10 protein-coding genes are annotated in these 15590 nt (G+C 62.2%); 7 read left to right on the forward strand and 3 right to left on the reverse strand.

Translation table 11 applies throughout. The features are described 5' to 3' along the window. Window positions 1–145 precede the first annotated feature (145 nt). Window positions 146–3046 (forward strand): ATP-binding protein, encoded by a 2901-nt coding sequence (locus VGO12_RS05290; RefSeq protein WP_327511671.1) that lies wholly within the window; start codon window positions 146–148, stop codon window positions 3044–3046. Here the strand turns inward: VGO12_RS05290 and VGO12_RS05295 are convergent. Further along, a complete protein-coding gene (locus VGO12_RS05295) occupies window positions 3043–4245 on the reverse strand; it encodes an MFS transporter (RefSeq protein WP_327511672.1) in 1203 nt (400 codons plus the stop codon). The two genes, VGO12_RS05290 and VGO12_RS05295, sit on opposite strands and share 4 nt — an antisense overlap. Before the next feature lie 143 nt (window positions 4246–4388). Between VGO12_RS05295 and VGO12_RS05300 the strand changes: the two genes are divergently transcribed. The 6 genes from VGO12_RS05300 (at window position 4389) to VGO12_RS05325 (ending at window position 11686) form a co-directional block, all read left to right on the forward strand. Then, the gene (locus tag VGO12_RS05300) at window positions 4389–5240 is read left to right on the forward strand and encodes a VOC family protein (protein ID WP_327511673.1); all 852 of its coding nucleotides are present in this window, start codon (window positions 4389–4391) and stop codon (window positions 5238–5240) included. A gap of 90 nt (window positions 5241–5330) precedes the next feature. Next, window positions 5331–5759 (forward strand): putative quinol monooxygenase, encoded by a 429-nt coding sequence (locus tag VGO12_RS05305; RefSeq protein ID WP_327511674.1) that lies wholly within the window; start codon window positions 5331–5333, stop codon window positions 5757–5759. Between the two features lie 65 nt (window positions 5760–5824). Beyond that, entirely contained in the window at window positions 5825–6544 is a 720-nt protein-coding gene (locus VGO12_RS05310; protein WP_327511675.1) for an SDR family NAD(P)-dependent oxidoreductase, read from the forward strand. A gap of 165 nt (window positions 6545–6709) precedes the next feature. Further along, window positions 6710–8581: a sigma-54-dependent Fis family transcriptional regulator gene (locus VGO12_RS05315; RefSeq protein WP_327511676.1), complete on the forward strand. Its 1872-nt coding sequence runs from the start codon at window positions 6710–6712 to the stop codon at window positions 8579–8581. Window positions 8582–8744: 163 nt separating this feature from the next. Continuing rightward, window positions 8745–9818 carry a 2,3-butanediol dehydrogenase gene (locus VGO12_RS05320; RefSeq protein ID WP_327511677.1) on the forward strand — a complete coding sequence of 358 codons (1074 nt, stop codon included), beginning with the start codon at window positions 8745–8747 and terminating at the stop codon, window positions 9816–9818. A 68-nt stretch (window positions 9819–9886) separates the two neighbouring features. Continuing rightward, window positions 9887–11686 (forward strand): NAD(P)/FAD-dependent oxidoreductase, encoded by a 1800-nt coding sequence (locus tag VGO12_RS05325; RefSeq protein ID WP_327511678.1) that lies wholly within the window; start codon window positions 9887–9889, stop codon window positions 11684–11686. Between the two features lie 517 nt (window positions 11687–12203). On the opposite strand, the gene VGO12_RS05330 is transcribed toward VGO12_RS05325, so the two are convergent. Together VGO12_RS05330 and VGO12_RS05335 are read right to left on the reverse strand one after the other, a co-directional pair. Beyond that, window positions 12204–13694 (reverse strand): amidase, encoded by a 1491-nt coding sequence (locus tag VGO12_RS05330; RefSeq protein WP_327511679.1) that lies wholly within the window; start codon window positions 13692–13694, stop codon window positions 12204–12206. 221 nt (window positions 13695–13915) lie between these two features. After that, a partial coding sequence (locus VGO12_RS05335) for an adenylate/guanylate cyclase domain-containing protein (RefSeq protein WP_327511680.1) occupies window positions 13916–15590 on the reverse strand: 1675 nt, incomplete at its 5' end.

The raw sequence follows: 15590 nt of genomic DNA on the forward strand, positions 1-15590 counted from the left end.
GAGTGTAGATCAATGCTCGGATCGAAATCCATCTTCGCTTTGTTGGACGCATGACAGCAGTTACTATTCGAAAACACCAGCGAGCCATGTGAAATCCGTCGTTACTGACAAGGTAGATTGTCCGTCTGCACCTGGAGCTTCGATCGTGCCGTCCTATGCCTTTGGTCCGTTCGTCCTTGTTCCGGAGCGTCAGGCGCTTCTGCGAGATCAGACGGTCGTTCGCGTGGGTAGCCGTGCGTTGGAAATCCTGGCCGCGTTGGTTGAGCGCCCCGGTGAAGTCGTAAGCAAGGCAGAGCTTGTTGCGCGTGCCTGGCCGCGTACCTTCGTCGAGGACAGCAACCTCAAGGTAAATGTGGCTGCGCTCCGTCGAGCACTTGGCGACAGTGCGAACGACACACGGTACATCGCGACGGTCAGCGGTCGCGGCTATCGCTTCGTGTCGCCCGTGCACGCGTCGGGCTATGGGGATATCCGGCCTGTCGTGAGACCCGAGAGCATCCGGCAGCACAATCTGCCGGCGGCAACGACCCGCTTACTGGGACGAGGCGATGCCGTGGGTGCGATCCAGAGCGCCCTTACGAAGCACCGCCTTGTGACGATCGTCGGCCCCGGTGGCATCGGCAAGACGAAGTTGACACTCACCGTCGCGGACCAACTCACTCCGGCCTATGCCCACGGCGTCTGGTTTGTTGACCTGGCTATGGTGAGCGATGCTGCCCTCGTGCCGACGTCGATCGCCACAGCTATCGGCCTTAGACTGCATTCCGCGAGCATCGAAGCCGCGCTGATCGCTTTTGCGACCGATCGAGAATTGCTGCTTGTGCTTGATAATTGTGAGCATCTCGTAGAAGCCGTAGCGACGTGCACCCAGACACTGCTGGCGGCTGCAGCCAGGGTCCGAGTACTGGCCACGAGCCGCGAACCGATGCGAATTCCCGGTGAACATGTGTATCGTCTACCGCCACTCGAAACGCCTCAGAAAGCGTGCGGACTGACGGCAGCCGAGGCCCTGGCGTTCCCCGCCATCGAGCTCTTCGTGGAGCGCGCTATCAGCAGTCGCAGCGGGTTCGTTCTTATCGACGAAAACGCACCCATTGTGGCCGAAATCTGCCGACGCCTCGACGGGCTGGCCCTGGCGATCGAACTCGCCGTACCGCGGCTGGACGCGTTTAGCACGCGTGAACTCCTCGACCTTCTCACCGATCAAGCCCAGATGTTGGGCAATATGCGGTGCGGTGACCACCGCCACCAGACGCTGGCAGCGACACTGGACTGGAGCTACGGCCTTCTCGCCGAGCCAGAGCGAGGGCTCTTGCGGCGCCTCTCGATTTTTTCCGGCGCATTCAGCCTCGAGTCGGCCTGCGCCGTCGCGGTCGACGACGGCCGCCTTCGCGCCGACTGTACCCACCGTGTCGCAAACCTCGTTGCCAAGTCGCTCGTCTCGACCGAGCGGGGAGATCTCGGGACACACTACAGGCTACTCGATACGACCCGCAGATATGCCCGCCAGAAACTCGACGAGAGCGGCGAGCACGATCACCTGCGCCGCCGCCACGCCGAACATCTCCTCGAACTTGCCGAACGCGCCGAAGCGGAATGGAGGATCAGACCGACCAACCAATGGCTCGCCGAGTATGGATGCAAGGTCGACGACATTCGCAGCGCCCTGAACTGGGCGTTCTTCGACAGCCGCAGCATCGCCATGGGCATTGCGCTTACAGTCGCTGCAATCCCGTTCTGGGAGCATTTGTCCCTCGTCGACGAGTGCCGGATGAGGGTCGAGGGTGCCATCAATGCGTCCTTCGCCAAGTACCGTAGTGCCCGCGACGACATGAAGCTGCATCTGGCGCTTGGTACCACCCTGCTTCATACGCGCGGCCCGCTCCCCGAAGTCAGAACCGCCTGGAACGCCGCGCTGGGCTGTGCCGAAGCGCTTGGCGACACGGAATACATGCTTCGGTGTCTCTGGGGATTGTGCGACTACTTCACCTGGACCGGCGAGCATCAATCCGCGCTGGCGATCGCCGACAGAATACGACGGCTGGCAACCGACTGCAGGGATGTGGACGCATGCAACAATGTCGACCGGCAGACCGGCACCGCGCTGCGCTATCTGGGAGACCTTGCAGGTTCGCGACGCCACCTCGAACGCATGATTGCCAGGTATGTGCCTCCCGTGACCCGCTCCGATATCGCCCGTTTCCAGCTTGATCCGAGATCTGCGGCAAGGGGAACCCTTGCAAACGTGTTGTGGCTGCAGGGACAGCCCGACAAGGCAGTAGCCATGGCGCAGCGTCAGCTGGAAGAGGCACGGGCCGCGCACCACGCCCTCGCGCTCTGCAATGCAGTCGTTCACACGACATGCCCCATCGCAATGCTGACGGGCGATATTACGGCCGCTGACCGCATGCTCGTCGGCATCCAAGCGCATGTGGCCGAGCACGCTATGATGATCTGGAGTGCCATGGCCCGTTCCCTGCGCGGCGAATGGCTCCTGCAGATCGGGGATGCTTCGGGCCTGACCATCTTGAAAACCGCGCTCGACGAGCTTCTTGCCGTAGGCTTCCGCATGCGTTGCCCGTTCTATATGGGCGTCTACGCGGCAGGGCTCGGGGAGCACGGCGACATTGATGTGGGGCTGGTTGCAATCGACGAGGCGATCGCGCTTGCGGCATCGACCGGCGAAGTCTGGTGCGTTCCGGAACTGCTCCGTATCAAGGCGGATCTCTCCCTCAAGGAGGAACGGCTTTCGGCGGACGCAGAAGCTCTCTACATGCAGGCAATCGAACTCGCGCACCGCCACGGTGCGTTGTCCTGGGAGTTGCGTGGAGCAACTTCGCTTGCCGAACATTGGCTCCGCTCGGAAAAAGGTGAAAGCGCCGCAGCGCTGCTCGCGCCGATTTTTCAACGGTTTGGCGAAGGATTCACGACGCGCGATCTACTCAAGGCGCGCGCCGTACTCGATGCCGTCGGGGACCCCGGCAAGAAAAGTGCCGCCGGTTCCCGCCGCGCGCGGCGCAGCGGGGCCGCGCAACCGTTTTCCTAGCGTTCAAGTAAACGCGTGCGGCCATCCAGCATCAGAAGGATCGGCGCGATGACTGCAATGCCGGCAAAGATCATGAAGGTCTCGGCGTAGCGTGTGCCGTCTGAGGCCATGATGTGCAGGCTAGCCGGGCCAAGACCGGCGCCCATCGTCAATCCCATGTAGTTGATGCCGAAGAGCTTGCCGAAGCTTCTCATGCCGAAGCGCTTCGATAGCAGGTAGCCGATCGCATCGCCCTCTGCTCCGGTGGCAAGGCCAAAAAAGACAGCGCTGACATAGACAGGCATCACGCCCTCGGAGCTCAGCAGGATGCAATGACCCACAACGGGCGACAGAAAAGCCAGGCTGGTCAGGGGGACCGGGGGAAACCGATCGAGCAGCGCCCCGAAGCCAAGACGCATGACGATAAATGACAAACCGACGAAGCTCATAACCAATGCAGATCTTGCGGCATCCGCGCCACGATCCGCCAGTACCACAGGAAGGGAAATGGACCCGGCTGCAGCGGCGAAATAGTTGAGAAAGAATGCCGCGAGCATCAGCCAGAAGCTTGCCGTCCTCGCCGCTTGAGGGATGGTACATCCTTCCACCCGCACGCGATCGCCCTCCTGAACCACGGGCGGGTCGCGAACAGCAAACAGCGCAACCGGGAGGGTAATTGCCATCGAAGCAAGGCCGGCGGCCACGAAGGCAAGGCGCCAGCCCCATTGCGAGATGAGAAACGCCAGGAAGGGAGGAACGGTCGCGATCCCAAGCCCTACAAAGGAAAGCATGATCCCGAGCGCGAGCCCCCTCCGGGCCGAGAACCATCCGACCACCAAATAGGTGTAGGGCACGCCGGTCTGCGCAGCCCCCATGAGGCTCGCGATGGCGACAGCCACGATGAACGCGGTGAGGTTCTGTGACAGGACGCCCACGCAGATCAATCCGGTCGCCATCGACACGGAAGATACCGTGAGCACCCGGCGCGGACCGAAGCGATCCGTCAGAGCTCCCACCACGGGCGACATCAGGCCGTTTACAACGGCGATCGGTGCGACAACGGCGGCCACGACGGTTCGGTCCCAGCCGGTATCCTCGGCGATCGGCACAATGAAGACGCTAAAACCGTAAATCAGCACGATGCCGATGCTGAGATACATGCCGGCACCTGCACCCAGCACGATTGCTATGCGCCGGGCCAAGCCAATTGTCGTGTCCATTTCCCAACGACGCCCCAGTTTCGCAGAGCGGTGGCGACGCGCCGGGCGAGCCGATTCACCAGAATTCACCGAACTTAACGCGCCCGGCAAACGCTCCGGCGCTAACATCGCGCCAGTCACCACCTGACCGATAGGAAGCAGCCATGTCTCACGAGCAAAAGCCAGCCACCCATTTGGGTGACCCTGACCGCCGTACCATTTTGCGCGCCGCCGGAGGCGTTGCGATCGGCGGGATCGCTGCCGCCCTTTCGGCCCCAACCTCATCCGCACAGGAAACGCCTGCGCCAGCCCGCGACCCAAATTCACTGGGTGGCCGGCTGCAAGGTGTTCAGCATTTCGGCCTGACAGTTCAGGACATGGAGCGCGCCTATGAGTTCTACACCGGTGTTCTTGGCGGGACAGAGGTCTTTCGCCACGGTGACTTCCAAGGTGACGCTGTCCAGAACACCTTGCTTGCCGACCAGGAAATCCTGGCCAACCATCTTGGTGTCAATCCGCGAACGATGGGCGTGCCGGACCTCAGGGGCGGGGCACAACGGCTCGATGTGCGTTTCATCCAGTTCGATAACGTCGTGATCGAACTCCTGCAGTACCGCGACGCCGACCAACCCATGGGCGGACCCAAAGCCTTCGCCGAGCCGGTCGAGCACATGAGCCCGGCCTTCCCGCGCATGATGCACATCTGCTTCCACGTCCGCGACGACGTCGACTTCAATCAGTTCATCGCCGATCTCGAGGCGGAGTCCGCACGCCGCGGAATGACCCAGGTGCGGGCAAATCGCATCATCCGGGTCTCGACGGAAGAGGAGCGCAAGGCAGCCCCGATGGACACCAATACCAACAAGGTGACCGTTGCCCCGTCGGACGGCTGGGAATTGATCTACTGTAAGGGTCCCGAGGGAGAGCAACTCGAATTCGTCAAGGCCCTTGGCCCTGTGAAGAAGCGGTTCTCCGACGCGTTGGCGGCACATCTGCAACCCGCGAGCGCCAAGTAGCCGCGTCAGGCATCAGCATCGAAACTGTGTGCCAACAGCCCTTATTGGCCGTCGGGCGACCTTTCTGCTGCCGGTAAAAGGAGAAGCGACATGCTCAAGACAATGCGACTACAAGCTTCGGCTGTCCTGCTCGTGGGCCTCTTTGCAACACCGGCCCTCTCCCCAAGTGCGCTTGCACAGGAAGGGCCGGGCCAGGGCTACGGCAAGATTGCCAGCGGCGCCTATTCGATCGTTGCCGAAGTCCGGGCAAAGCCCGGCAAGGAAGCGGAACTGCGCGCCATCACGTTGCCCCTGGTCGACCTTGTCCGCGGTGATCCCGCGAACCTCGTCTATTTCCTCCAGGAAAACAGGGAGAAACCCGGCCACTTCGTCTTCTACGAGATTTTCGCCAATGAGGCCGACTTCGAGGCGCACAACGCCATGCCCTATGTACAGGAGTGGTTTGCCAAGTTGCCGGACCTTGCCGATGGAGGCGTGACCGTGACGCGAATGCAGGTGCTGGCGCCGGCCGGAAATTAGCGGAACGACGCGAAGAGAGCCGCCGTCTTGCGCGCGGCAACACAAGACCGAAAAGGGGTTCCGCCATGAGACTTCAGGGCAAAGTGGCATTGGTCACGGGCGCCGCCGGCGGTATCGGCCTCGCCACGGCGGAGCTGTTCGACCGAGAAGGGGCCATTGTCGTGGCCAGCGATATCGAACCGCCGCCCAAGCCCTATCCGAGCTCCATCGAACGGGTGCACCATGATGTCACCAGTGAAGAGCAATGGGCAACGGTGGTTGGCGCGATCGTCAAGAAGCATGGGCGTCTGGACGTCCTGATCAACAATGCCGGCATCATTGCCTACGAACCCTTGGACAAGCTTGAGATGAAGGAGTGGCTGCAAATGATCGCCGTCGACCAGACGGGCGTTTTCCTCGGCATGCGCGAGGCCGTGCGCGTCATGCGCAAACAGCAGTCGGGCTCAATCGTCAACATCTCGTCGATCTGGGGCACGGCGGCCGTTGCCGGTGCCCATTCCTATCATGCCGCCAAAGGTGCTGTCCGCAACATGTCGAAGAACGCGGCGATGACCTACGTCGCAGACGGCATCCGTGTGAACTCCGTGCACCCGGGCTTCATACACACACCGCTCACGGATGCGCAGGAGCCCAAGCTCAACGAAGCGGTTATCGCGATGACGCCGATGAAGCGCGGTGGCAAGCCTCTGGAGATCGCCTATGGCTGTCTTTATCTCGCCTCCGATGAGGCCAGCTACGTGACGGGGATCGAGCTGAACATCGATGGCGGCTATCTCGCCCAATAGTGCTGTTGCCATCGCGGAGGTTGCGATCATCGCGATGCGGGTCGGCCCACAGGCACGAAGGCCCGCGGCCGCGGCACAGTAGCCGTCGTCGACCCGTGACCGAAGGGTTGTTCGCTTGACGTTGCCGACGGGAGTGTGTCAGCTTTCCCGCCAGGAGGGCGATCGATGTCAACATCGCTATCGCATATTCGTGAGATCGAGCGTGTCGCCTCCGGCGCCGTGAGCCCACGCGATGAGCCCGTCATTCAGTCCTGGCTGCGCTGCCTGAATGATTACAAGCTCGATCCCACCATCGCGCAGGAGGCCTATATTGTTCCGGGTTCGAAGCTGCGCGAGCATCGCGAGCAGGCCGAGGAACTGATCCGCATCGGTCGATCGGGCCTTGAAGGGCTGTTCAATCAGGTTGCCGAGCAAAACTACGTGCTGCTGCTCTCCGACGCGCGCGGGGTCACCGTCGACTTCATGGGCGATCCGACCTTCGACAACCAACTGCGCAAGGCGGGGCTCTATCTCGGCTCGGAATGGTCGGAGAGCCGCGCCGGAACCTGTGCCGTCGGGGCCTGCATCGTCTCCGGCGAACCCGTCATCATTCATCAGGATGATCATTTCGACGCCAGCCATATCGGGCTCACCTGTACGGCAGCACCCGTCTTCGACACGCTTGGCGATCTCACCGCCGTTCTCGACATCTCCCAGCTCCGGTCCCCCACCGCCAAGGCGAGCCAGCAGCTGGCGCTGCATCTGGTGTCCGCCACCGCGCGGCGGATCGAGCTTGCCAACCTCATGACCCGTACCCGCAACGACTGGGTCTTGCGGCTCGCGCGGTCCCCGGAATTCCTGGATGTCGATCCGGATGCTGCCATCGCTCTCGATGGCAGCGGGCGCATCACCGGCATGACCCACGGCGGCTTCGGGGCCCTCGCCCGCTCGATGAACATCCGCGGCCTCAGGACACGCGATTTCCTGGGCCTGCCGGTCTCGCAGGTCTTCGATATCGACGTCGACGATCTGCCGAATTTCATGCGCGGTCGTCCGAACGGCGAGCGGCTGCTGCGCGCCAAGAATGGTCTGGTCCTTTTCGCGAGCGCCATCGCGCCGGTTGTCAGCCTCAGGACGCCTGCCGACCCACAACCGCGCCTGCCGCGCGCTCTGCGCGACCTCAGCCACGGTGATGCAGCGATGGAACGGGTGCAGTCCCGCGCGGCAAAGCTTGCGACCCGCAACATCCCTATTCTCATTCAAGGCGAGACGGGCAGTGGCAAGGAGTACCTCGCGCGCGCAATCCATGACAGTTGCGGCGGCAACGGCAATTTCGTCGCCGTCAATTGCGCAGCGATCCCGGAGCATCTGATCGAATCCGAGCTCTTCGGCTACGCTCCCGGCGCCTTCACCGGCGCCAGCCAGAAGGGTAAGCGCGGCCTGATCGAGGATGCCGACGGCGGCACCCTGTTCCTCGACGAGATCGGCGACATGCCGCTTGCGCTGCAAAGCCGTCTGTTGCGCGTGCTCTCGGAAAATGAGGTGCAGCCGATCGGCGCGCTGAAGGCACGCCCGATCCGCCTGCGCGTCATCTCCGCCTCCCACCGCGATTTGGCTGACCTGGTGAAGGAAGGCCGTTTCCGCCAGGACCTTTATTACCGCCTGAACGCGGCGACACTCGCTCTCCCGCCATTGCGCGAGCGGGAGGATCTCGGTTGGCTGATCGACCAGTTGCTCGTTCGCATCGAGAAAGAGAACAACGAGCCTTACCGCATCGACAAGGCCGCGCGAACGGCCTTGCTCGCCCATGATTGGCCGGGAAATCTGCGTGAGCTTGCCAACGTCCTCAGGGTCGCTGCCGCCCTCTGCGAAGGAGGGCGGATCGATACCGAATGCCTGCCGGAGCATCTCTTCCAAGCAACAGTCCGTTCGCTGCCTGGGAAGGACGATGCACTGCGTCAGGCACTTCGAGACTGCGGCGACAACGTTTCGGCACTCGCAAAGAAGCTCGGGGTCAACCGCTCGACGATCCACCGCCGCCTGAAGCGGCTCAACTGACGCGGGCCCTGCAACACCTGTTGCGCGACAACTGTTGCAATCGACGAGACTTTCGGCCGCACCCCTCGCCAAGCCACTGACATTACGCCTTAAATAGGCGCTTTCTCGATCTGGCATGCTGCTTGCTGCACCTCCTGTGCAAGAACAACAGGAGGAAACCCGAATGAAAGCTCTGCGCTTTCACGCCGCCAGGGATTTACGCATCGAGCATCTCGAGGCCCCACCTCAGCCCGGACCGGGCGAGGTGCTGGTGGAAAATCGTTTCTGCGGCATCTGCGGAACCGATTTGCATGAATATGCCTATGGCCCGATCTTCATTCCGAAGGAGCCGCATCCGTTCACGGGCGCCCATGGACCACAGATTCTCGGTCATGAATTTGGCGGCGTCGTGAAGGCAATCGGCGAAGGGGTCAGCCATGTCAAGCCAGGCGACCGGGTCTCGATCCAGCCACTGATCATGCCGCGCCGCGGCGACTATTACGCCGATCGTGGCCTGTTTCACCTGAGCGCCAACCTCGCGCTTGCGGGCCTCTCCTGGCACTCCGGGGGATTGGCGGAAGCAGCCCTTCTCAACGACTACAATGTCCAGCCCATTCCCGATGCGCTCTCCGACGAGGAAGCGGCACTGATAGAGCCGACCGCCGTCGCCGTTTACGCCTGCGATCGCGGCGGCGTCACGGCAGGAAACAGTGTTCTGGTCACCGGGGCGGGGCCGATCGGCATTCTCGTCGCCATGGCAGCACGAGCCGCCGGCGCATCGAAGATCTTCCTCTCCGACCTCAACGACACGCGGCTGTCGCTCGCCAAGGAAGCGCTCGGTGACGTCCGCACGATCAATCCGAAGAGGGAAAAGGTCAGCGATGTCGTACAGGGCGAGACCGAGGGCGGTGTCGGGTGCGACGTCGCCATCGAATGCGTCGGCAACGAACATGCGCTGAAGAACTGCGCGAGCGCCGTGCGCAAACAGGGTGTTGTCGTGCAGACCGGTCTCCATCCCGGCGAAAACCCGCTGAACTGGTTCGACGTGACCTTCAAGGACATCGATGTCCGCGGCTCCTGGGCCTATCCGACCCATTACTGGCCACGGGTCGCGCGCTTGATCGCGAGCGGCCAGATTCCGGCCCGCCGGATCGTCACCAAATATGTCTCGCTCGACGAGGCGGTGTCCGCAGGCTTCGACAAGCTGCTCGATCCCGCCGGTACTCAGTTGAAAATCCTGATCGACCTTAAGCGTTAGGCCGGTCCCGTGTTGCAGGACGGTTGAGGAGCCGTCCCGATTTCCATGAAAGAGCAGGAGGAGAAACGATGCTCGAGAAGACCCCCACCACCCGCGTCCAGACGCTGCTTGATACGCTTGGCGCCGCACTCGAAAACGGCCGCATCGACGATGCGGTCAACCTGTTCGCCGAGGAATGCTATTGGCGCGACCTCGTCGCTTTCACCTGGAACATCAAGACGGTCGAGGGCCGGGACCAGGTGCGTGACATGCTGGATGCCCAGCTAGCCTCTGCGAAGCCTTCCAATTGGCACGTAGCCGCCGGAGAGGAAGCGACCGAGGCGGATGGCGTGCTCGAAAGCTGGATCTCGTTCGAAACCGCAACCGGGCGCGGCTATGGCCTGGTGCGCATCAAGGACGGACTCATCTGGACGCTGCTGACGGCGCTTGCCGAGCTCAAGGGCCATGAGGAGAAGTCCGGCTTTACCCGCCCGCTCGGGGCCAGGCACGGCCAGAATGTCGGCGCGAAGACCTGGAAAGAGGAACGCGAACATGAGGAAAACACGCTCGGCTATGAAAATCAGCCCTATGTCGTGATCATTGGCGGCGGACAGGGCGGCATCGCGCTCGGCGCCCGGCTTCGCCAGCTGGGTGTGCCCACCATCATCCTGGAAAAGAACGATCGTCCGGGCGACAGCTGGCGCAAGCGCTACAAGTCGCTCTGCCTGCATGACCCGGTCTGGTACGATCACCTGCCCTACATCGATTTCCCGAAGAACTGGCCGGTCTTCGCGCCGAAGGACAAGATCGGCGATTGGCTGGAATTCTATACCAGGGTGATGGAGCTGAACTACTGGACACGTTCCACCGCCAAAACGGCCAAATGGAACGAAGCCACGAAGGAATGGACCGTCGTTGTCGATCGCGACGGCGAGGACGTGGTGCTGCGACCAAAACAGCTCGTCTTTGCAACCGGCATGTCCGGCAAGGCGAACATTCCGGATTTCAAGGGGCGTGAACGCTTCTCGGGCGAGCAGCATCATTCCTCGCAACACCCCGGGCCGGATGGCTACAAGGGCAAGACGGTGGTCGTGATCGGCTCGAACAATTCGGCCCATGATATCTGTGCCGCACTTTACGAAGCCGGTGTCGACGTCACGATGATCCAGCGTTCGACGACCCATATCGTCAAGTCCGACACGCTGATGGATATCGGGCTCGGCGGGCTCTATTCCGAACAGGCGCTGGCAATTGGTGTAACGACAGGCAAGGCCGACCTCATCTTCGCCTCCCTCCCCTATCGCATCATGCACGAATTCCAGATCCCGCTTTACGACAAGATGCGCGAACGCGACGCCGACTTCTACACGGCGCTGGAGAAGGCCGGCTTCCAGCTCGACTGGGGCGCCGATGGCTCGGGCCTTTTCATGAAGTACCTGCGCCGCGGTTCCGGCTACTACATCGATATCGGCGCATCGCAGCTGATCATCGACGGCAAGGTGAAGCTTGCCGCCGGGCAGGTGGAGGAGATCACCGAGACCTCGGTAAAGCTCGCCGGAGGCAGGGAAATCCCGGCCGACGTCATCGTCTATGCGACGGGCTACGGCTCGATGAACGGCTGGGTCGCCGATCTCATCGACCAGGAGACTGCTGACAGGATCGGAAAGGTCTGGGGGCTCGGCTCCGATACGCCAAAGGATCCAGGGCCCTGGGAGGGCGAGCAGCGCAACATGTGGAAGCCGACGCAACAGGAGGCGTTGTGGTTCCACGGCGGCAACTTGCACCAGTCGCGCCATTATTCCCAGTATCTCTCGCTGCAACTGAAGGCACGATTGGAGGGCATCCAGACACCGGTCTATGGGCTTCAGAGCGTTCACCACAAACGTTGACGCGTCAAAACGGCCTAGCGCGCCGCCCCTCTACGACGGCGGCGCGCAGCCGTCACTTGTCAACCAACCATGGCGCGGCTCATCGGTGTTCGCCGCGATATCCCCTAAAAACACAGGGGCTAGCCCGGATGGGCAAATAGAGATGAGCGGAGCCATGTGGTAGCGAGCGTCAGCCGTCCTCGGACGGGGAGGAGGCGGTTAGAGGCCTGGCGCTTTGGACAAAGCGACGGGCCTCGAACGTCATTAGCGATCGTGTGAGCGCGTCGACCTCAAGCGATCAACGATATGCTTCGAACAGGGCACGAACATCCACAGGACGAAACGAAAAACTCTAGCCTGTGATTAATCCGAGTTTGGCAGGAACGATTGGTGACTCCCCGCACCGCGATTGTCATCTGCCGCTTGGTCAGCGCAAATAGATGAGCGCACCAGCCTGGCTCCGCCAAGAAGCCCGCCTAGCCGGTTCCGATGCGATCTTCCACCGCCTCCGATCTCATCGAGCGGTTCGTGTGCTCCTTCACCGGCAAAGAGGTGGCTTGCGGTCAGACCATGACCGCGCCTGTTCAAGTTGGCCAGCAAATTGGAACAAAGTCGCCTCATCGCCGAAGCGGCCGACGAAATGCATGCCGATCGGCAAACCACCGTCCGTCCAGAAAAGCGGTACAGACATGGCAGGCTGTCCGGTTACGTTAAATACCGGAGTCCAGGGCATGAAGGCGAACGTGTCTGCGGCAAGTCGTTCGGCAATCCCAAGCTTTCGAAGCAACCAACCGGCCTTGGCGCGGCCGACCGCACGGATGATCATCTTCTCCCAGTTGGAAGGCTGGAGCGCCCCGATCGGCGGGGGCAAGCGCGAAAGCACTGGCGTCATGAGCGCGTCATGGGTTTCGAAGAAGGAATTGACACCGCGCGCTGCCAGCTTGAGGTAATGCAGGGCCCTTGCGAGATCGCCAGCGGAGAAGGCTTGTCCAAGCAGGCCCATGCCGACCGTGGAGGCGTCGAAGTCCTCAACCCTGATCGGAACACCGGCCGCCTTGGACGCATCCTCCATGTCCACGCGCAGTTCCGCGGCGAGCACGGTTAGAAAAGACAGCGAGAACGCCTCCGCGTCGACCTGGGGGCTTGCCTCGACGATCTCGTGACCAAGCCCGTCCAACAGCTTCGTGGCGTCTGCGAACGCGGCCAGCACCTCCGGCTCTACTTTGCCACCGAGCATCGGCGCTGATGAAACCGCGATCCGTAGTTTTCGGGACGGCCCTCTGACGGCGTCGAGGAACGAGCCTGGGTAAGGGGGGAGATAGTGAGGCGCGCCCACGTCCGGCCCCTGCACACAGTCGAGCAAAGCGGCCGAGTCGCGCACCGACCGGGTCAGGACATGCTCGACGGCAAAGCCCGCCCAAGGCTCTCCGATATAGGGACCAGACGGGGTGCGGCCGCGCGACGGCTTCATCCCGAATACCCCACAGGCCGACGCCGGGATCCTGATCGAGCCGCCACCGTCGCCCCCGGAGGCGAGCGGCACGATGCGCGCGGCGACTGCCGCTCCTGAGCCGCCGCTGGAGCCGCCCGGCGTGCGCTCAAGGTCCCATGGGTTCCGGGCCGGGCCGAAGGCTTCGGATTCCGTATAAGGGGTCAGCCCGAATTCAGGGGTGTTGGTCTTGCCGAGGATAATCAACCCCGCCTTCTTCCAGCGCCTCACGATTTCGGAATCGCCGCCGGCGGCAAGCTTGGCCCAATGGCGATTGCCATGAGACGTGGGCACACCCTCAACCGATGACAGCAGGTCTTTCATCAGAAATGGAACGCCTGCGAAAGGCGCAGAGATATCCACATCGGACGCTGCGCTCCGGGCCTGATCGAACATGGTGAGAACGACGGCGTTGAGAGCCGGATTGCGGGCCTCGATCCTGGAGATTGCTGCCTCTACCAGCTCAAGAGCGGACACTCCCCCGGCCTTCACCAGTTCCGCCAATCCGAAACCATCCAGATCGTCGTACTCAACCAGCATGGACTTCCCCTCGAGTTCCGCTGCCGATTCTATTCCGAAAAGTCCGATCCGAGAAAGCCCCGGTTTCTCTCGCCATCAAGCAGTCCGTTGATTCCTGTCGCGCGCCAAGCCATGGACGCTGGCGAGCGCGCGATCGGTCCAGCGCAAGGGGCATGAAAGACCGGGCCCGGTTGACGCGATTTTGAAGCGCCTGAAGTGCGTCGGGATTGCCCCTCCCGCTGTCACATCTCCGGCAGGCCAGCCTTGCGGAAACCGTCGACAAAGTGGTCTCGCACAGATGGATCGCGCAGCGGCTGGGAACTGAGCCAATGGCCGATCGTGAAATGAGGGTGGGCGATCAGGAACAGTTCCGCTTCTCGCCGCGCCTCCTCACGGCGACCCAACTGCGCAAGCGTGGCGGCCAGGAACTTGCGTGAGTTGGTACGATACGTTTCTTTCCTGCGCAGGGTAGCGGTTGCCGCCTCATAGTCACGCGCGGCGTATTGCGCCTGCCCGAGATGACAAAGATACCAGCAGGCTGGATAGGGATTGAGCCGCAGCGCCTTTTCGATCTGCGCCAGTCCGTCGGCGATCCTGCCGTCGAGCACCGACATGTCCGACATGGCGGCCCAGGTGTCGGCGTGGTTGGGATCCAGCTCCAGCGCCTTGGCGAAGGCGGCCTCCGATTCCGCCCATCGCCACTCATAGGCCAATATCGTCCCAAGAACGTACCAGCAGCCGGCATCGTTGGGATCCAGGTCGACCGCCTGTTTCGCGAACGTCGCCGCCATCTGACGGTTGGGATCCTCGGGCTCGCCGAAATGAGTCCAGGCAAGCCAGCGGTTATACGCAAGCAGACCGAGCGCCTCGGCATAGGATGGCTCGAGCTCAACCGCGCGCTGGAGCAGCATGTGGGCCTCACGCTCAGTTTGCGGCGACTCTTCCGTCAGCAGACGGGCGCGCACACACAGGTCGTACGCCTCGAAGTTCTTCGGCCGCTTGCGCTGCGTCGGGACGGTCAGCCGGCCGACGAGGGCTTCAACAATCTTGGTGTTAACTTCATCCTGTAGTTCGAAAACATCTTCCACCGTCCTGTCGAACCGGTCGGCCCACAAGTGCTGGCCGCCAAGCGCGTCGATCAATTGGGCATTGATGCGGACACGGCCCTTTGCGCGTCTGGCGCTTCCCTCAAGCACGTAGCGGACGCCGAGTTCCTGGGCGACCAGCCGTACGTCGACCGGCTTGTCCTTGTAGCCGTGCACGGAATTGCGCGCGATGACGAACAGGCCAGCCGTACGGGAAAGGTCGGTAATCAGATCTTCGGTCAAGCCGTCGACGAAGGGCGCGTCCGCTTCATCCCCACTCATATTCGTGAAAGGCAATACAGCAATCGACGGACATTCGGGCAACGGCAACGTGCTTTGCAACGCATTCGGCCAATGCCACACGTGGACCGGGCGGGTGAGGTTCTTCAGGTAGCGTTCGCCTGCATCAAAGAACCGGTCACCGATCTTGCCGACGATCTCACCGTGAACTTTGCCTGAAATACAGATGCCTCCCGGTGCGGCCTGCGTCTCGAGGCGTGCCGCGACATTGACGCCGTCGCCAAGGACGTCTGAACCGTCGTCAATGACATCTCCGAGATTGACGCCGACACGCAAGAGCAGGCGCCGGTCTCCGGAAGCCTCAACGGCAGTGGTGGCCCGTTGCATTTCCAGCGCCGCTGCGACCGCATCCACCGCACTACCGAATTCGATCAGGAAGCCGTCGCCCATCACCTTGATGATGCGACCTTGGTGCCGCATCACAGCCGGCTCGATGACGCCAGAACGGAGTTCCCTGAGGTCCGCCAGCGTTGCGACCTCATCAGCCTCCATCAGGCGTGAATATCCCACCACATCGGCAACGACGATGGCG

Source organism: Ensifer sp. (assembly GCF_035999135.1).
Taxonomy (GTDB): Bacteria; Pseudomonadota; Alphaproteobacteria; order Rhizobiales; family Rhizobiaceae; genus Ensifer.